Origin of the sequence: Nonomuraea sp. NPDC049419 (assembly GCF_040676995.1) — a bacterium.
In the GTDB taxonomy this organism is placed as follows: Bacteria; Actinomycetota; Actinomycetes; order Streptosporangiales; family Streptosporangiaceae; genus Nonomuraea; species Nonomuraea salmonea.
The window spans coordinates 831308-849421 of sequence record NZ_JBFAQB010000001.1; the positions used below are offsets into that span (position 1 = coordinate 831308).

Below are 18114 nucleotides of genomic sequence, written 5' to 3' on the forward strand. Positions count from 1 at the left end.
GGCCTACAGCGGCAGGTCTCCGGTGGCGGCCGAGGTGGAGCCGGTGGCCTGGTAGGCGGCGATGGTGCGCTCGGCGATGCGCATCTGGTGGATCTCGTCGGCACCGTCGGCGAAACGGGCCCACCGGGCGTGCTGGAACATGTGGGCAAGCGGCGTGTCCGTGGAGTAGCCGAGCGCGCCGTGCACCTGGATCGCGCGGTCGATGATGCGGTTGAGGCTGTTGGCGACGAAGTGCTTGGCCATGGAGACCTCCGTACGGAAGTCCTCGCCCTTGTCGATCTTCGAAGCGGCGTGCAGGACCATGAGCTTGCACTGATACAGCTCCATCGCCGAGTCGGCGATCATCCACTGGATGCCCTGCTTCTCGGCCAGCAGCGAGCCGTGGCTGTAGCGGTTGAGCGCGCGGTCCACCATCATGTCGAGGGCCGTCTCGGCCTGCGAGATCCAGCGCATGCAGTGGGCCAGCCGGGCCGGGCCGAGCCGGTACTGCCCCAGCCGGTGCCCGTTGCCCCGCCCGCCGAGGATGGCGCTGGACGGGACGCGCAGGTCCTTGATGACGATCTCGCTGTGACCGGTGGAGCCGTGCATGGTCTCCACCTCGCGGACGTCGTTCCAGCCCGGGCTGGGCAGGTCGATGAGGAACGCGGTGTTGGCGCCCCGCGACCCCTCCGGGACGTCCTTCTCGGTACGGGCGATGAGGATCGCGAAGTTGGCCCGCCGTGCGTTCGAGATGAACCACTTGTGGCCGTTGATGAGCCATTCGTCCCCGTCCTGCACGGCCTCCGTACGGATCAGCGTGGGGTCGGAACCGGCCACCTCCGGCTCGGTCATGGCGAAGCAGGACATCTGCCTGCCTTCCAGGAGCGGCCGGAGGTACTTCTCTTTCTGGTCGTCATTCGCCCAGTGCAGGAGGGTGTGCATGTTGCCCTCATCGGGGGCCTGGCAGTTGAGCACCCACGGGCCGATGCGGGTCTTGGCCGCCTCGGACTGCACCATGGCCAGCTCGACGTGCCCGAGCCCCATGCCGCCCCACTCCTTGGGCATGTGCGGCAGCCACAGCCCCTGCTCCTGGGCGAGCGAGCGCAGGTGGAAGATGGCGCGCAGGTACGCGTCGCGGTCGCCCTCCTGCACCTCGTCCATGGCGGGGATGACCGTGCCCTGGATGAACGCGCGGACCCGCTTGCGGATCTCCTCGTGCTCGGGGGCGAGGGTGAAGTCGATGGCCATGCGGTCGTACCTCTCAGTGTTCTCGGTGTTCTCAGCGTTCTCGGTGTGTGATCAGTCGGGGAAGTGGCAGGCGAGCCAGTGGTCCTCGCCGATCCGCCGGATCTGGGGCTCCTCCTGCGCGCACCGCGCCGCCGCGCGCGGGCAGCGGGTACGGAAGCGGCACCCCGTCGGCGGGCTGACCGGCGACGGCGGCTCGCCGCTGATCAACGTGTCGGCGGGCGGCAGGTCGAGGCCGCCGCCCGGGATGGAGGCGATCAGGGCTTTCGTGTACGGGTGCGCCGGACGGCCGATCAGGTCGGCGCTGGGCGCCAGCTCGCACACCTTGCCCAGGTACATCACCAGGATCCGGTCGCTGACGTTCTTCACCACGGCCAGGTCGTGGGCGATGAAGACGAGCGTGAGCCGGAAACGCTCCTTGAGGTCCTCCAGGAGTCCCAGGATCTGCGCCTGCACGGAGACGTCGAGCGCCGACACCGGCTCGTCGCAGATCACCACCTCGGGGTCGAGGACGAGCGCCCTGGCGATCGAGACGCGCTGGCACTGCCCGCCGGAGAACTCGTGCGGCCTGCGGACCGCCGCCGTCTCCGGGTCCAGCCCGACGGCCTCCAGCACCTCGTCCACGCGGTCGCCCGGCAGGTTCCAGACGCGGGGGCCCTCGCCGACGATGTCGCGGACGCGGCGGCGCGGGTTGAGCGAGGAGATCGGGTCCTGGAAGATCATCTGGAGGCGCCTGCGGGTCCTGCGGAGGGCCTCGCCGCGCAGCTCGGTCAGCTCCACCCCGTCGAGCCGTACGGAGCCCGAGCGCGGCGGCGGGAGCTGGACGAGCGCGCGGGCGGCGCTGGACTTGCCGCAGCCCGACTCGCCCACGATGCCCAGGGTCTCGCCGCGCGCCAGGTCGAAGCTCACACCGGAGACGGCGCGCACGGTGCGACCTCGGCCGGCGGGGAACTCCACCACCAAATCCTCCACCCGCAACAACACGTCGTCACGGGCCCGAAGGTGGGCGTTTCCACTACCGGCCATCGGGGGCTCGCCTCTTTTCGGGGGGAGGGGGAGCGACACGTCGTTGCGGGCCCGAAGGTGCGTGTTTCCACTACCGGCCACTGGGCTTGACCCTTTCTGTGAGTTCGGTGGTCTCCTGGGGGCGGGGGTGCCAGCAGGCGTAGGCGTGGTGGTGGTCGGTGAGGAGTGGGGGTGGTTCCTCGGCGCAGCGGGCGGTTGCGTACGGGCAGCGGGCGCGGAAGGCGCAGCCCTGTGGCAGGTCGACCAGATCGGGTGGGCGGCCGGGGATCACGCGGAGGCGGTGGTGGACGGGGTCCGTCAGGCGGGGCGCGGCCTGGAGGAGGGCCTCGGTGTACGGCATGCGGGGCCGCGCGAACACCTCGGCGGCGGGCCCGCGCTCGACGATCCGCCCCGCGTACATGACGATGACCTCGTCGGCCCACCGGGCGACGACGGACAGGTCGTGGCTGACCAGCACCACCGCCATGTCCCGCTCCTCGCGCAGCCGGTGCAGCAGCCGCAGCACCTGGTCCTGGATGGTGACGTCGAGCGCGGTGGTGGGCTCGTCGGCGAACAGCACGTCGGGCCGGCACGACAGCGCCATCGCGATCGTGACCCGCTGCCGCATGCCGCCCGAGAGCTGGTGGGGGTAGCGGCGCAGCATGCGGGCCGGGTCGGGGATGCCGACGGAGGCGAGCAGGCGGACGGCCTCGTCGCGGGCCTCGCGCCGGCTCATCCGCAGATGCACCCGGAGCGGCTCGGTGACCTGGGTGCCGATCGTGCGGACGGGGTTGAGCGCGGTCATCGGGTCCTGGAACACGGTGCCGAGCCGCAGCCCGAGCACGGAGCGCATCTCGGCGGGCCCGTACGCGGTGAGGTCGTCGCCGGACAGCAGGACGTGGCCGCCGCGTACGGCGGTGCCCGGGAGCAGGCCGAGGATCGACCGGATCAGCATGGACTTCCCCGACCCCGACTCGCCGACGATGGCCAGCGTCCTGCCACGGTCGAGGGCGAAGGAGACGCCGTCCACGGCCTTGACGAGGCCGCGCGGGGTGACGAGGTCGGTGTGCAGCTCCTCGACCTGGAGCAGCGCGTCACCCATGGGAGCGATGGGGGCGGGGGCGGCGATCTCGGGAGCCTGGCGCACCGGCTCCAGGCCGCTCTCGCGGACGTCCGTCAGCGACCGCAACCGGTCCCCGACCAGGTTGAACGAGAGCACGGTCAGGAACATCACGACGGAGGGAGCCAGCACCACGTGCGGCGCGGTCTCCATCAGCGTGCGGCCCTCGTTGATGAGCCCGCCCCAGGTGGGCGTGGGCGCCTGGACGGACAGGCCGAGGAAGGCCAGGCTGCCTTCCGCGACGACGACCACGGCCATGCCGATGAACGCGTACGAGGCGGCGGGCACGGCCACGTTCGGCACGATCTCCCGCCACAGGATGCGCCGGTCGCGGGTGCCGAGCACGCGCGCGGCCAGCACGAACTCCCGCTCCGCGAACGTCAGCGTGGCCCCCCTGATGAGCCGCACCCACGAGGGGATGCCCAGCACGCCGAGCACGATGAGCACGTTCCGCAGGCTCGCTCCGGCGAAGGCGACCACGGCCAGTGCGAACACCAGGGCGGGGAACGCCTGCGCGACGTCGTTGACCGCCATGATGACCGCGTCGGCGGCCTTGCGGCGGTAGCCGGCCAGGATGCCGAGCGGCGCGCCGATGCCGAGGCCGAGCAGGACGGCGCCGACGCCCACGCCGAGCGAGACGCGGGCGCCGTACACGACCCTGCTGAGCACGTCGCGGCCGAGGCCGTCGGTGCCGAACGGGTGCGCCGCGCTGGGCCCCGACTGCGGCGGCCCGGCCAGCGTCTCGTCGTAGCGGGCGAGCGGCAGCAGGTCGGCGAGCACGGCGGCGAGCAGCACGAGCCCGATCCAGCAGGCCGCCAGCCAGAAGGCGGGCCCGAGCCGCCTACGCACGCCGGATCCTGGGGTCGACGGCGGCGTACACCAGGTCCACCGCGAAGTTGACGACCACGTAGCCGACCGAGATCAGCACGACGCCTCCCTGAACCGTCAGGTAGTCGCGGGAAAAGATGGAGTCGACGATGAGCCGCCCGACGCCGGGCAGGCCGAACAGGGTCTCGATGATCACCGTGCCGCCGATGAGCGCGCCCAGGTTGAGCCCGACGGCGGTGATGAGGGTGATCGCGGAGGGGCGCAGCGCGTGCCGCCACAGGATGCGGCGCGGCGACAGGCCGCGGGCCCGCGCGAGCGTGATGTAGTCCTCCTGGAGGGTGGCGATCAGGTCCGTACGCAGCAGCCGCGCATAGACGGCCATCTGCCCGCAGCCGAGCGTCACCGCGGGCAGGATCACGGAGGTGAGGTTCCACCCGAGGTCGAGCGAGATCGGCGTCCACCCGGTCGCGGGCAGCACCTGCCAGGTGACCGCGAAGAGCAGGATCAGCAGCACCCCGAGCACGAACACGGGCGTGGACAGCAGCGCGAAGCTGAGCGCGGTGAGCGCCTGGTCGAGGGCGCGACCGGCGCGGCGGGCGGCGGCCACGCCGACGGGGACGGCGAGGCCGAGCGCGATGAGCTGCGCGGCGACGAGCAGCTCCAGCGTGACGGGCAGCCGCTCGGCCAGCTCGGCGGCGACGGGCATCCTGGTGATGTACGAGGTGCCGAAGTCGCCGGTGGCGAGCCCGCCCAGCCAGTCGGCGTAGCGCACCAGCAGCGGCTGGTCGAGCCCGAGCTCCTGGCGGAGCTGGGCGCGGGCCTCCTCGGTCGCCGACAGGCCCAGGATCTGCGTGACCGGGTCCCCGGGCAGCAGGTTGAGCAGCACGAACGACAGGAAGGTCACCACGACCAGCACCACCGCGAGCCGGACCAACCGGTGGAGGACGATCACCGCTCGCTGACCCAGAGCTGGCCGAACGGGTGGTACGGGATGGGCGAGCCGGTCAGCGGCAGACCCTTCTCACCGTCGGGCAGCAGGTGCTCGCCGATGCCGCGCACCTTGTTCCGCGCCACGATGGCGCCGGTGTCGAGGTGGTCGATGAACACGTACGGCACCAGCTCGCGCAGGCGTTCCTGGACGGTGGCGTACGCCTGCTTGCGCACGGCCTCGTCGGCGACGGCCCTGCCCCGGTCGAAGGCGGCGCTCAGCTTGTCGTCCTTGAGCCTGGTCATGTTGAGCGAGACCTCGCCGACGGGCTTGGCGTAGCCCTGGTGCATCCAGATGTACTCGCCGTCGGGGTCCTGGGCGGAGAACTGGGTCCAGACGGTGGCCGCGAAGTTGCCGGTGATGGCCCGGTTGATCAGGTCGGCCTGGTCGGCCTGCTTGATCGTGACGTCGATGCCGGCCTTGCGCCACATGTCCTGGGCCAGCTCGACGCCCTGCATGGTGTTGGGGTCGGGGGTGGAGATCAGCTCGAAGCGGATCGGGCCTTTCTCCGCCTCGACCTCCTTGACCAGGGCGGCGGCCTTGGCGGGGTCGTAGCCGGGGTAGCCGCCCTCGGTGTACCACTTGGAGTCCTTCGACCAGGGGCCGTCGGCGGGCTGGGTCAGGCCGCCGCGCAGGGTGGAGATGACGGTCTCGCGGTCGGTGGCGTGGGCCAGCGCCCTGCGCACCCGTACGTCGTCGAGCGGCGCGACGGCGGTGTTGAGCAGGAACATGTACTCGGCCACCGCCATGCCCTGCGCCCGGTGCACGGTGTAGGTGTCCTTCATGGCGCCGAACTTGGTGAGGTCCTCGTCGCGAGAGGTGCCCATGGCGTCCACGCCGCCCGCTTCGAGGGTCTGCGCGCGGGTCTGCGTGTCGGGCAGGATGCGGAACTCGATCTCGTCGAGGTACGGCAGGCCCTGCCGCCAGTAGCGGGGGTTGCGGGTGACGACCATGCGGTTGTCCGGGACGTACTCCTTGAAGATGAACGGCCCGGTGCCCACCGGTTTGAGGCTGGCCGCCTTGGGGTCGCTGAGCGAGGCGGGCGGGACCATCATGCCGGTCTGGGTGGACAGGTAGTAGGGGAAGGCCACCCAGGGCTGGTTCAGCACCACATTGACGGTCATGGGGTCGGCCAGCTCGAACGACTTGATCGGCACGAACACCGCGGCCGTCAGCGGGGACGCCTTCTGCGCCTCCAGGTTGGTCTTGACGATGTCACCGGTCAGCGACATGCCGTCGGAGAACGAGATGCCCGATCTCACCTTGATCGTCCACTCGTCGTACGTCTTGTTCGGCGTGACCGATTCGGCCAGGTACGGCTTCCAGTCGCCGTCCTCGGCCACGCTCACCAGCGGCTCGATGATGGTGCCGACCATGCTGTAGCTCTGCGCCGCGAACTGGTCGGTGACCGGGTTGAACCCGTTGGCGTCGGCGCTGAGCGCGTAGACCAGGCGTCCGCCCTGGGTCGGCCCGGTCGCGGCGGGCTCCCCTCCGGGTGGTCCTCCTGCGACCGGTCGTTGCCCGCTGCAGGCCATGAGCAGCGTCGCGGCCAGCAGCAGTGCGGCCGGCGTCCTCCAGCGTCTCATCCACGCCTCCTCCCGGCTGATCCCCCGAGAGCAATTTCACCGATAGTACTATCGGTGAAATTCCGCACAAGACCCGCGAGACAATCGTTACTGGAGGGAGGGGATCGATGACGAGCACGCCGCTCACCAGGAGCGAGGCCAAAGACCTGACCAGGCGCAAGCTCATCCGCGCCGCCTTGACCATCCTCGACGAGGAGGGCGAGGCGGGCCTGACCACGGTCAAGGTCGCCAAGGCCGCCGGCATCGCGCAGTCCAGCTTCTACGTGCACTTCAAGGACATGCAGGAGTTGCTCAGGGTGCTGGCGGAAGAGGGCGGCGAGCGGTTGCGCGCCTCCATGCGCGAGGCCCGCCGCAGGGCCCGCGAGGCTCCCGGCGATCTCGAACGTCACCGCGAGACGTTCCGCATCCCGCTCGAGGCCATCTGCCGCCATCCCGAGCTGCTGCGCATCCAGCTGCGGGCCCGCCACGACCCCTCGTCATCGCTGCGCGACTTCGCCCGCGAGACGGCGGCCGCCTACCGCGACCATCACGCCGCCGACCTGGCCGCGCTCGGCTACACCGCCGACGACGAGCGCGACAGGCGGCGGCTCGAGATGATCGCCGAGGGCATCAACGCGGCCACCAACGCCCTGGCCATGGGCCACCTGGAGGGCCGCTACCCCGACCTCGACGAGGCCGCCGACATCCTGACGGCCCTGTCCCGCGGCGCCCTCCGCCTCCTCCGCCACACCTCCGGCAGGACTGCGCCGGGTGGGGGCTCCGGCGAGGTGCCGCCGGAGCCCTGAGGCGGTCGTCAGAAGGTGACGGCGGACGCCAGCTCCCCAGCCTCGTCCGCCGTCAGCCGGCCGTCCGCCACGACCGTGACCACCCGCCGCGACAGCGTGTGCTCGAAGGTCAGCGGCGTGTCCCAGGCCAGCGCCTGACCCACCCCCGGATAATCCGCCACCCGGACGAACCACGGGTCCCCGTCGGCCTGCACGAAGACCAGCGTCCAGTCGCGCCCGCCGGGCGTGGTGCCCGACATGGCCACCCACGGTTGCCGGCTGCCGTGCACGGCCTGCTCGTCGCCGGGCAGCGTGACCCGGTCGACGGAGGTGCCGGGCGCCCGCCAGAAGAAGCCGCCGTACCCGGCGCCGGCCCGGCCCTTGGTGGCCGAGCTCTCGATCTGCAGCGGCGTCCCGGTGAGGTTGGTGAGCGTGAACGCGAAGTCCAGAGCCCATGCCTCAAAACGCGCCTCGCCCAGCGGCCGGGCGGCCACCGTGCGCTCCTCGCGGACCAGCGGCCCGCCGGGCCCCGCCCACTCCAGCAGCTCGGTGAAGCCGCCGTCGTCGAGCCGGGTGAAGGCCAGGTGCCGCTGGGTGCCGTGGTTGTCCAGCCAGGTCGGCCCCTGGTCCCTGACGTACGTGCGCCCGCCCCAGAAGTTGGCACCGCCGAGGTCGGAGATCGCCACCCCGGCCCCCAGGTGGTGCACGTGGTCGTCGGGCCTGACCTGGGTGACCTCCACGCCGCCGAGCGTACGGACGCCGTGCAGGTAGGGGCGTGGCGAGTCGGTGGCGGGCAGGTCGGGACGCCAGTCGTAGGCGGCCACCTCGGCGCCCGACACCAGCAGCGCCACCCGCGTCCACGGCGCGTCCAGCTCGGAGTAGAGCGCCAGCTCGTCGGCGCTGCGCCGGGTCAGCTCGACCACGCCGGGCAGGACCCGGCCGGCCACCTCGCCGTCGGCGTCCCTCAGGACGAGCTGGTGCCTTTCGGGGATCGGCACCGGCTCGGGCGAGAGCCTGATCGCGTCCACCACCTGGGTGAACCGCTCGGTCACGGCCAGCGGCGCGAGCAGCTCGGCGCCGGTGCGGACGTGGTCGACGAGGTTCTCCAGCAGCCCCGTGCGGCCGTGCACGGTCGTGGTGACCGAGCCGTCGGCCAGCTCCACCTTGAGCCGGTCGTTGGTGTACGTCAGCGTCGCCCGCCCCCGGTCACCGTGCACCACCAGGTAAGGCTCGTGCCGCGGCACCGACTCGGGCGCGCACAGCGTGACCGCGATGGTGATCACGAGCCCGTCCGCCAGCCGGATCCGTACGCAGGAGGTGTCATCCGACTCGATGGGGTGGGCGTGGTAGAGCTCGGTCTCGATCCCGGCGATGGGAGCGTCCACGAGGGCCAGCGCGGTGGCGGTGGCGTGCGCGAACGGGTTGGTCAGCGCGCCGTCCATCACGTCCACGCCGTTCAGCCGGCGCCGCCCCGACCAGGGAGCGCGGGTGAAGTACGTGGAGGGCCGCTCCCACGCGCCGGACCCGCCGATGCCGCGCACCCGGCCGAGCGAGCCGCCCGCGATCAGCCGCCGCAGGGCGGGCACGGCGGCCGAGCCGAGCGACTGGAAGCCGACCTGGCAGGCCAGCCCGGTCTCCGCCACGACCTCGGCGATCCTGCGCTGCTCCTCGATGCTCGGCGCGGGCGGCTTCTCCAGCAGCACGTGCGAGCCGCCGCGCAGCGCGGTGATCGCTAGGTCGGCGTGGGTGTTGATGGGCGTGCAGATGATCGTGAACTCCGCGCCGGTCTTGGCGATCAGCTCGCCCAGGTCGGACGACTGGAGCGGGGTGCAGAAGTCCACCTCGACGGGCTGCAGGTCGCACACGCCCGCCAGCTCGACCAGCCCCCGCGCGGTCAGGTCGCGCAGGATGCCGAGGTGGTGGCGGCCGTGCCCGTTGGCTCCCGCGAGGACGACCTTGGCCGGCGCCATCACGACCACCTCAGCCCGAGCCCGGCGTGCCCGCCCGCGCGCAGCACGCCGTCCGACACCGCCACCGGGTACGGCTCCGCCAGCAGCCCCAGCCGGGAGAAGGAGGCGTCCTCGACGTCCTCCACCATGACCGGCAGCGGCAGTGCCAGCGCGAGCTGCCCCGACACCTCGCTCAGCAGGTGCGGATAGACCGGCACGTCGTAGGTGCGGGCCAGCTCGGCGATCCGCAGGAACGGCGTGATGCCTCCGACCCGCACCACGTTCGGCTGCACCACGTCGCACGCCCCGGCGGCCAGCAGGTCGCGGAAGCCGTAGGTGGTGTAGACGTTCTCGCCGACGGCGATCGGCACGTCGATCGAGCGGCGCAGCTCCACGTGGGCGGCCACGTCGTCGGCGGGCAGCGGCTCCTCGATCCAGTGCGGGCCGAACTCGCGCAGCGCGGCCATCGCGCGCCGGGCCCTGTGCAGGTCCCAGCGCTGGTTGGCGTCGATCATCAGCAGCCGGTCCGGGCCGATCACCTCGCGGACGGCGGCCACCCTGGCGACGTCCTCGGCCAGGTCGGGGCGGCCCACCTTGATCTTGACGCCGCGGAAGCCGGCCGCCACCCAGCGCCTGGCCTGCTCGACCAGCTCCTCTATCGGATAGTGCAGGTTGACGCCGCTGCCGTAGACCGGCACCTCATCGCGCCGCCGCCCGAGCACGTCGGGCAGCGCCGCCTCGCCGCAGCGCAGGTCCCAGAGCGCGAGGTCCACGCCGGCCAGCGCGATCGTGGTGATCCCGCCCGGCCCGGCCTCGCGCAGGTGCCGCCAGAGCAGGTCCCACACCACCTCGGGGTGGGCGGGCGCACCGATCAGCGCCTCCCGGATGTCGTGGTCGAGCAGCGCCTTGACGGCGTGCGCGCCGATCTGCGGCGTCCACGAGAACCCGGTGCCGGTGCGCCCGTCCTTGAGCGTCACGTGGGTGACGATCACATGGTTGTACGGCACGTCCGCGCCCCAGGGGCGGGGCAGGGGAGCCGTGCGCAGCTCGGTACGCAGCTCCGCGATCGTCATGACGCCACCCGGTCCAGCCCGATCTTGATCAGCTCGGCCAGCTCGGCGAGGTGCTCGCCGGTCACGTCGACCAGCGGCGGGCGTACGCCGCCGACGTCGAGGCCGCGCAGCCGTACGCCGGCCTTGACCAGCGACACCGGGTAGCCGGGCACCTTGCCGCGCAGCCGGACGAGCGGCGCGTAGAACGCGGTGAGCAGCCGCTCGTCGCCGTTCAGGTACGCCAGCGCGATCTCGGGCGCGAACGCGAACACCGCGCTGGAGTACAGGTGCACGCCGATGCCCCGGTAGGCGGGCATGGTCAGCTCGGCCGTCGGCAGCCCGTTGAAGAACAGGAAGCCGGGGTGGCTCTCGCGGACCGCGAGCACGATGCGCTGCATGCGGTCGATGTCGCCGACGCCGTCCTTGAGCCCGATCACGCCGGGGATCTCCGCCAGCCTGACCACGGTCTCGGGTTCCAGCACGACCGAGCCGCGCTGGTAGATGATCACCGGCAGCACCTCGGCCACGGCCCGCACGTACGCCTCGAAGCCGTGCCCCGGGCCCTGCGCCAGGTAGGGCGGCATGAGCAGCAGTCCGTCCGCGCCCGCGTCACGAGCCGCCCGCGCCTGGTTCAGCGCCGCGCCGATCGGCCCGCCCGCGCCCGCGAACACCGGCGCGCGGCCCGCCACGACCTCGGTGCTCACCCGCACCACCCGGGCGTGCTCGTCCTCAGACAGCGCGGAGAACTCGCCGGTGCCGCAGGCCGCGAACACACCGCCGGGGCCGTGCTCCATGCCCTTGCGCACGTGCTCGGCCAGCACGTCCTCGGCCAGCGCGCCGCCGGCGTCGAAGGGGGTCACGGGGAAGAACAGCACACCGCTGAGTTTCATTCGGTCTCATCCTTGAGTTCGGTACGCCAGCTGCGCTTGGGCTGCCAGCCGAGCAGGCGCTCTGCCTTGGCGGTCGAGAAGGCGGGGGTGGTGCCGGTGAGCCCGTCGGCGAAGCCCTCGGTGCCGGGCACCACCTGGGGGAGCAGGTCGGCCAGCGGCTTCCTGGCCAGCGCGTCGGCGGCGCCGGCGAAGAACACCTCGCCGTTCGGCAGTCCGGGCAGCGCCTCGGCGAGCACGGCGATCATCTCGGCGGCGTCGCGGGAGTCGATGTAGTTGAACAGCGACACCCCGCCCAGTTCGGGCCGGTCGAGCCGCTCGCGTACGGTGTGGCCGGACTGCGTGGGCGCGCCCGCCCACTCCTCGGGCGGGATCACGAAGCACGGGCGCACGGCGGCCATCTTGGTGGTGCCCGCCGCCGCGAACGCCTTCATCGTCTGCTCGGCGGTCACCTTGGACAGGTTGTAGGCGTTCCAGGGCAGGACCGGATGCTCCTCGTCGATGGGGAGGTAGCGGGGCGCCCAGCCGCCTGGGGCGCCGTACCCCATGACGGTGGGGCTGCTGGCCACCACCACGCCCGCCACGCCGAGGGCGACCGACGCCTCGCACACGTTGAACGCGAGCTGCGTGTTGACCTTGAAGATCACCGACTCGGGATGGCTGAACGGCGTGGCGATGGCGGCCAAATGGATCACCGTCTCAGGACGGAACCGCGCCATCACCTCGAACGTCTCTCCCGTGTCGGTGAGGTCGGCGGGTAACGTGGCGGCTGCCTCCGCGGGTGTCCCTGGGATCCTGTCGACCCCGATGACCTCGTGCCCGGCCGCCGCGAGCGTGGTGACCACGCTGCGGCCGAGGCGTCCTGCGCTTCCGGTGACGAGGACTCTGCTCACCGTGTGGGGCTCCTTCAAGACTGCAAACAGTTGCACTAAACCTTTGTGTCAGGAAGGGTGGGGCGTCAAGAGGGGATTTCGTCACCGGGCGTCTAGCTGCGGCTTCCTTCGGGCGTTGCCGTACCCGCCGCGCGGCAAGCGCTTTCACCGGTCTAGCGGGCCCTGCAAGCGGTTGCGTTAGGGTGAGCGACTGTGACAGTGACGATTCGCGATGTGGCCCGGGCGTCCGGCGTCCACGTGTCGACGGTCTCCCGGACGTTCTCCGCGCCGCACATGGTCAACGCGGCCACCCGCACCAGGGTGCTGACGGTGGCCGAGGAGCTGGGCTACCGGCCCAACCGGGCGGCCAGGGCGCTGACGACCGGGCGTACGCACAACCTCGGGCTGATCGTGGCCGACATCGCCAACCCGTTCTTCCCTCCGCTGATCAAGGCCGCGCACGCGGCGGCCAGGCAGCGCGACTACCACCTGTTCGTGGCCGACACCGACGAGGAGCCGGCCGTGGAGGAGGAGCTGGTCCAGGCGTTCTCCAAGCAGGTGGACGGCGTGGTGCTGTGCAGCCCGCGCTCGTCGAACAAGGCGCTCGAACGCTTGGCGGAGCGGGTGCCGTTCGTGGTGATCAACCGGCGGCTGCGCGGCGCGGCCACCGTGCTCATGGACGTCGGCCACGGCGCAAGGCTGGCGGTCGAGCACCTCGCCGGGCTCGGGCACCGCAGGGTCGCGCTGGTGTCGGGTCCCGCGGGGTCGTGGACGAGCGCGGAGATCCGTACGGCGGCCGAGCAGGTGCCGGACGTCGAGCTGATCGTCATCGGCCCCAACGCGCCCACCGAGCGGGGCGGGTTCGCGGCGGCGGCGCGGGTGCGTGACTCTGGCGTGACGGGCGTGCTGGCCTACAACGACCTGGTGGCCATCGGGCTCATCGAGGGTCTCGGCGACCTCGGGCTGTCCGTGCCGCAGGACGTCAGCGTGGTGGGGATTGACGATATCGTGCCGGGGCGGCTCAACCGGCCGAAGCTCACCACGGTGGCCATGCCGACGGCCGCGGCCGGGCGGCTCGCGGTCGATCTGCTCATCCAGGAGGTGAGCGCCACGACCTCGCTGGAGACCCGGCTCGTGATCAGGGACTCCACCGCGGCTCCCCGGTGACGTGGGGTCTGCAAACGGTTGTACTAAACCGTAACGAAATTCATCAGACTTCTGCGATGGACGAGCGTGTTACCTGCGAAAACATCGAAAAGATATATCGGTAACGGCTATGTAACGCCTGCAAAGGGTTGACGTAACTTTCCCGCCAGCTATAGGAAAGCGCTATCCGTTCACTACTCGCCGGAAGGTCCGTGATGACTGAAGTTTCGGTGGCGGTGAAACCCCGGCGGGCGGCGCCTGATGCCCCTCGCGGTGGACACCGCTCCACGAAACGGTCCCGTCGGGAGGCACGGGCCGCCTACCTCTTCCTGGCCCCCTGGTTCGCCGGCCTGCTCGTCATCACGGTCGGCCCGATCCTCGCCTCCCTGTACCTGTCGTTCACCGACTACAACCTCCTCGAAGAGGCCAAGTGGGTCGGGTTCGACAACTACGTCAAGATGTTCACCCAGGACCCGAGGTTCCTGAACTCGCTGAAGGTGACCACCATCTACGTGGTCGTCTCGGTCCCGCTGCAACTGGCCTTCGCCCTCGCGCTGGCCCTCGTGCTCGACCGCGGCCTGCGCGGCCTGTCGATCTACCGCTCGATCTTCTACCTGCCCTCGCTGCTCGGCGGCAGCGTCGCGATCGCGATCCTGTGGCGCAAGGTGTTCGGCGCCGACGGCCTGGTGAACGCGGTGCTCGCGCTCTTCGGCATCGAGGGTCCCGGCTGGGTGGGCGACCCGGACACGGCCCTGTCGACGCTGATCCTCCTGCACGTGTGGACCTTCGGCGCCCCGATGATCATCTTCCTGGCCGGTCTGCGGCAGATCCCGAGCAGCTATTACGAGGCCGCCGCCGTGGACGGTGCCGGGCCGCTGCGCCAGTTCAAGTCGATCACGGTGCCGCTGCTGACGCCCATCATCTTCTTCAACCTGGTGCTGGAGCTCATCAAGTCGTTCCAGTCGTTCACGCAGGCGTTCATCGTCAGCGGCGGCAGGGGCGGCCCCGCCGACTCCACCCTGTTCTACACGCTCTACCTCTACCTCAACGGCTTCAAGAACTACGACATGGGCTACGCCGCCGCGATGGCCTGGGTCCTGCTGCTGATCATCGCCGGGCTGACCGGGGTGAACTTCCTCGCTTCCAAGTATTGGGTCTTCTATGGCGACACCAAGTAGGCCGACCCCGGTCCTGTTCCGCCCCTTCCGCGGCGGGCCGGTCGTCAAGCACATCCTGCTGATCGGCTTCGGCCTGATCATGCTCTATCCGCTGTTCTGGATGATCTCCAGCTCGCTCAAGCCGGAGGAGCTGATCTTCCGGGAGCCCGGCCTGTGGCCGAGCACGGTCACGCTGGAGAACTACACCGAGGGCTGGTACGCGCTCAAGCACCCCTTCGGCTATTACCTGTGGAACTCCGCGGTGGTCACCGTGCTGTCGGTGGTGGCGAACCTGGTGGCCTGCTCGCTGGCCGCCTACGCCTTCGCCCGGCTGAACTTCCCGCTGAAGAAGCTCTGGTTCGCGCTCATGCTGGGCACGATCATGCTGCCGGCGCACGTGACGATCGTGCCGCAGTACATCATGTTCTCGAAGCTCGACATGATCAACACGATCTGGCCGCTGATCATGCCGAAGGTGCTGGCCACCGACGCGTTCTTCATCTTCCTGATGGTGCAGTTCATCCGCACGCTGCCGAGGGAGCTGGACGAGGCGGCGGAGATCGACGGGGCCGGCTATTGGCGCATCTTCATCAGGGTCGTCATGCCGCTCTGCATGCCCGCGCTGGCCACGACGGCGATCTTCACCTTCATCTGGACATGGAACGATTTCCTCAGTCAACTCTTGTATCTCAACAACCCCGACAACTTCACCGTACCGGTAGCGTTGCGCACGTTCCTGGACGCCAGTAGCGACTCGTCGTGGGGCCCGATGTTCGCCATGTCGATCATCGCCCTCGGTCCTATCTTCGGGTTCTTCCTGGCGGGCCAGAAATACCTGATCCGTGGTGTCGCCACCACGGGACTGAAGTAGTTCCTCCACCCCCCAACAGCGAACACCCATAGGAGGTAGAGCCGTGAGCTCTGGCAAGAAGATGTGGTCGGCGGCGCTGCTCGCCACCGCTGTGCTGGCGGTCACCGCGGCCTGCGGCAGCGGAAGCGGCGGCGGTGAGGCCGCCGATGGCAAGGTCAAGCTGCGCTTCTCCTATTGGGGCAGTGACGCGCGGCAGAAGATGACCGAAGAGGCGATCAAGAAGTTCGAGGCGAAGAACCCGACCATTGACGTGGAGGGCGAGTTCTCCGACTGGGCCTCCTATTACGAGACGCTGTCGACCAAGGTCGCCGGCAGCGACGCCCCCGACGTCATCAGCCTGGAGATCCGCGGCCTGCGCGAGTACGCCGATCGCGGCACGCTCGCCGACCTCGCCAGCAAGGTCAACACCGCCGACATCGACGGCAAGGTGCTGGCCACCGGCGCGATCGACGGCAAGCAGTTCGCCATCCCCACCGGTGTGAACGCCTTCTCCCTCCTGGTCAACCCCGGCCTGGTCAAGGAGGCCAAGGCCGAGATGCCCGACGACACCAAGTGGACCTGGCAGGACTACGTCGACCTATCCGCCAAGATCACCTCGGGCAGCGGCGGCAAGATCACCGGTACGCAGCTGAGCTGGAACCCCGCGTACCTGCAGATCTACGCCGCGCAGAAGGGTGAGCCCTTCTACCAGGGCAACAAGCTCGGCCTGTCGCCCCAGACCATCAAGGACTGGTGGAAGATCATGCAGGACCTGATCTCCACGAAGGGCGCGCCCGAGGCGGCCAAGAGCTCCGAGATCGGCGCCACCAGCATCGACCAGTCGCTGCTCGGCACCAACACCGGCGCGATGGGCATGTGGTGGAGCAACCAGCTCGGCGCGGCGGCGAAGGCGTCCGGCCAGGAGCTGGAGCTGCTGCGGATGCCGAAGCTGGAGGGCGCGCCGACCGGCGGCATGTTCCTGCAGCCCGCCATGTTCTACGCCGCCTCCGCCAAGTCCGAGCACGCCGCCGAGGCCGCCAAGTTCATCGACTTCATGGTCAACGACCCCGAGGCGGGCGCGATCATCCTCAGCGATCGCGGCCTACCGGCCAGCTCGAAGGTGCTGGCCGCGGTGCGGGACAAGCTGCCCGACGCGGACAAGAAGACGCTGGCCTTCCTCGACGAGGCCAAGGGCGAGCTGACCGACCCGCCCGCCGCCCCGCCGAAGGGCGCGAGCGCCATGGAGGACATCCTGACGCGCTACTCGGAGGAGGTCATGTTCGGCCGCATGACCCCCGATGACGCCGCGCAGAAGTTCATCACGGAGGCCAACGCCTCCATCGCAGGCTAAGGAGAGTCATGAAGTACGCGTTCGTCGGGCTCGGGCACCGCGCGCAGATGTACGTCGACGCGCTGCTTGGGGAGTGGCGCGACGCCGGCACCATCGTCGCCCTGTGCGACACGAACCGGACCCGCATGGACTACTACGTCGAGCGGATCGGCCGGCAGGTGCCGTGCTTCGCCCCCGATGAGTTCGGCAAGGTGCTCGAGCTCGCCGACGCGGTCATCGTCACCACCGTCGACGCCGCGCACGCCAAGTACGTGTGCGCGGCGCTCGACGCGGGACGTGACGTCATCGTGGAGAAGCCGCTCACCATCGACGCCGACGGCTGCGCGGCCATCGCCGCGGCCGCCGAGCGCAGCAGCGGCAAGCTGATCGTGACCTTCAACTACCGCTACTCGCCGCGCAACTCCGCGGTGCGCCGCCTGCTGCAGCAGAGCGCGATCGGCGAGGTCACGTCGGTGCACTTCGAGTGGACGCTGGACACCATCCACGGCGCCGACTACTTCCGCCGCTGGCACCGCGACAGGGTCAACTCGGGCGGCCTGCTGGTGCACAAGTCCACCCACCACTTCGACCTGGTCAACTGGTGGCTGGGCGCGGCGCCCGAGATGGTCTTCGCGCAGACCGGGCTGCGCTTCTACGGCGCCGGGAACGCCGGGAAGCGCGGGCTCGGTGAGCGGCCCGAGCGCGCCCACGGGGCGCCGGGGCTGGGCAGCGACCCGTTCCTGCTCGACATCTCCGCCGACGAGCGGCTCAAGCGGCTCTACCTCGACGCCGAGCACGAGGACGGCTACCTGCGCGACCAGGACGTCTTCGGCGAGGGCATCACGATCGACGACAACATGTCGGTCATGGTCCGCTACACCAACCGGGCCGTCATGACGTACTCGCTGCACGCCCACGCGCCGTGGGAGGGCTACCGGGTGGCCTTCAACGGCACGGCGGGCCGGCTGGAGCTGGACGTGGTGGAGCGCGAGTGGACGCCCGTGCACGCCGCCATCGACCCCAGCGCCGCCTCCAAGGAGCACGCCACCGGCTCGTCCGAGCGGCTGCTGCTGCGCCCCCACTGGGCGCCGCCGGAGGAGATCCCGATCGAGAACGGCGCGGGCGGCCACGGCGGCGGCGACCGCCTGTTGCTCGACGACGTCTTCCGCGGTCCGGGCGATGACCCGCTGGCCCGGCAGGCCGGCTACCGCGACGGCATCCGCAGCGTGCTGACCGGCCACGCCGCCAACGTCTCCGCCAGGACCGGCGCCCCGGTCCTGCTCGGGGACGAGGGGACCCGTGTTCTCTGAGCCGGCCCGCATCGACGGGCAGGCCGTGTTCTCTGAGCCGGCCCGC

At 70.5% G+C, this 18114-nt stretch carries 15 protein-coding genes; 6 read left to right on the plus strand and 9 right to left on the minus strand.

Annotation, left to right across the window (positions count from 1 at the left end; translation table 11 throughout):
• Positions 1–3: 3 nt before the first annotated feature.
• The 5 genes from AB0K12_RS03870 to AB0K12_RS03890 all read right to left on the minus strand — a co-directional run bounded on the left by AB0K12_RS03870 (position 4) and on the right by AB0K12_RS03890 (position 6751).
• Complete coding sequence (locus AB0K12_RS03870; RefSeq protein ID WP_364555318.1) at positions 4–1227, minus strand: acyl-CoA dehydrogenase family protein; 1224 nt, start codon at positions 1225–1227, stop codon at positions 4–6.
• Between the two features lie 51 nt (positions 1228–1278).
• Entirely contained in the window at positions 1279–2250 is a 972-nt protein-coding gene (locus tag AB0K12_RS03875; RefSeq protein WP_364555319.1) for an ABC transporter ATP-binding protein, read from the minus strand.
• Between the two features lie 70 nt (positions 2251–2320).
• Entirely contained in the window at positions 2321–4198 is a 1878-nt protein-coding gene (locus AB0K12_RS03880; RefSeq protein ID WP_364555320.1) for a dipeptide/oligopeptide/nickel ABC transporter permease/ATP-binding protein, read from the minus strand.
• Positions 4191–5129: an ABC transporter permease gene (locus AB0K12_RS03885; RefSeq protein WP_364555321.1), complete on the minus strand. Its 939-nt coding sequence runs from the start codon at positions 5127–5129 to the stop codon at positions 4191–4193. The genes AB0K12_RS03880 and AB0K12_RS03885 overlap by 8 nt, the downstream gene beginning before the upstream one ends.
• Positions 5126–6751 carry an ABC transporter substrate-binding protein gene (locus AB0K12_RS03890; protein ID WP_364555322.1) on the minus strand — a complete coding sequence of 542 codons (1626 nt, stop codon included), beginning with the start codon at positions 6749–6751 and terminating at the stop codon, positions 5126–5128. Before AB0K12_RS03890 ends, AB0K12_RS03885 begins: the two co-directional genes overlap by 4 nt.
• A 107-nt stretch (positions 6752–6858) precedes the next feature.
• On the opposite strand from AB0K12_RS03890, the gene AB0K12_RS03895 reads away from it, so the two are divergent.
• Positions 6859–7536, plus strand: a complete 678-nt coding sequence (locus AB0K12_RS03895) for a TetR family transcriptional regulator (protein ID WP_355411763.1) — start codon at positions 6859–6861, stop codon at positions 7534–7536.
• A gap of 8 nt (positions 7537–7544) precedes the next feature.
• On the opposite strand, the gene AB0K12_RS03900 is transcribed toward AB0K12_RS03895, so the two are convergent.
• Genes AB0K12_RS03900 through AB0K12_RS03915 form a run of 4 tightly spaced genes read right to left on the minus strand, consistent with a single transcriptional unit; the run spans position 7545 to position 12296 of the window.
• Entirely contained in the window at positions 7545–9485 is a 1941-nt protein-coding gene (locus AB0K12_RS03900; protein ID WP_364555323.1) for a DUF6807 family protein, read from the minus strand.
• Positions 9485–10537 (minus strand): mandelate racemase/muconate lactonizing enzyme family protein, encoded by a 1053-nt coding sequence (locus tag AB0K12_RS03905; protein WP_364555324.1) that lies wholly within the window; start codon positions 10535–10537, stop codon positions 9485–9487. Before AB0K12_RS03905 ends, AB0K12_RS03900 begins: the two co-directional genes overlap by 1 nt.
• Positions 10534–11406, minus strand: a complete 873-nt coding sequence (locus AB0K12_RS03910; RefSeq protein ID WP_364555325.1) for a 5-dehydro-4-deoxyglucarate dehydratase — start codon at positions 11404–11406, stop codon at positions 10534–10536. Before AB0K12_RS03910 ends, AB0K12_RS03905 begins: the two co-directional genes overlap by 4 nt.
• Positions 11403–12296 (minus strand): NAD(P)-dependent oxidoreductase, encoded by an 894-nt coding sequence (locus tag AB0K12_RS03915; protein ID WP_364555326.1) that lies wholly within the window; start codon positions 12294–12296, stop codon positions 11403–11405. The genes AB0K12_RS03910 and AB0K12_RS03915 overlap by 4 nt, the downstream gene beginning before the upstream one ends.
• Before the next feature lie 192 nt (positions 12297–12488).
• On the opposite strand from AB0K12_RS03915, the gene AB0K12_RS03920 reads away from it, so the two are divergent.
• From AB0K12_RS03920 to AB0K12_RS03940, 5 genes are all read left to right on the plus strand, one after another.
• Positions 12489–13442, plus strand: coding sequence for a LacI family DNA-binding transcriptional regulator (locus tag AB0K12_RS03920; protein WP_364555327.1), 954 nt, complete (start codon positions 12489–12491; stop codon positions 13440–13442).
• Between the two features lie 194 nt (positions 13443–13636).
• Positions 13637–14599: a sugar ABC transporter permease gene (locus tag AB0K12_RS03925; RefSeq protein ID WP_364555328.1), complete on the plus strand. Its 963-nt coding sequence runs from the start codon at positions 13637–13639 to the stop codon at positions 14597–14599.
• Entirely contained in the window at positions 14583–15449 is an 867-nt protein-coding gene (locus AB0K12_RS03930) for a carbohydrate ABC transporter permease (protein WP_345397181.1), read from the plus strand. The genes AB0K12_RS03925 and AB0K12_RS03930 overlap by 17 nt, the downstream gene beginning before the upstream one ends.
• 43 nt (positions 15450–15492) lie before the next feature.
• Entirely contained in the window at positions 15493–16779 is a 1287-nt protein-coding gene (locus tag AB0K12_RS03935) for an extracellular solute-binding protein (RefSeq protein WP_364555329.1), read from the plus strand.
• A gap of 8 nt (positions 16780–16787) precedes the next feature.
• Positions 16788–18068: a Gfo/Idh/MocA family oxidoreductase gene (locus AB0K12_RS03940; protein ID WP_364555330.1), complete on the plus strand. Its 1281-nt coding sequence runs from the start codon at positions 16788–16790 to the stop codon at positions 18066–18068.
• The last annotated feature ends 46 nt before the right edge of the window (positions 18069–18114 follow it).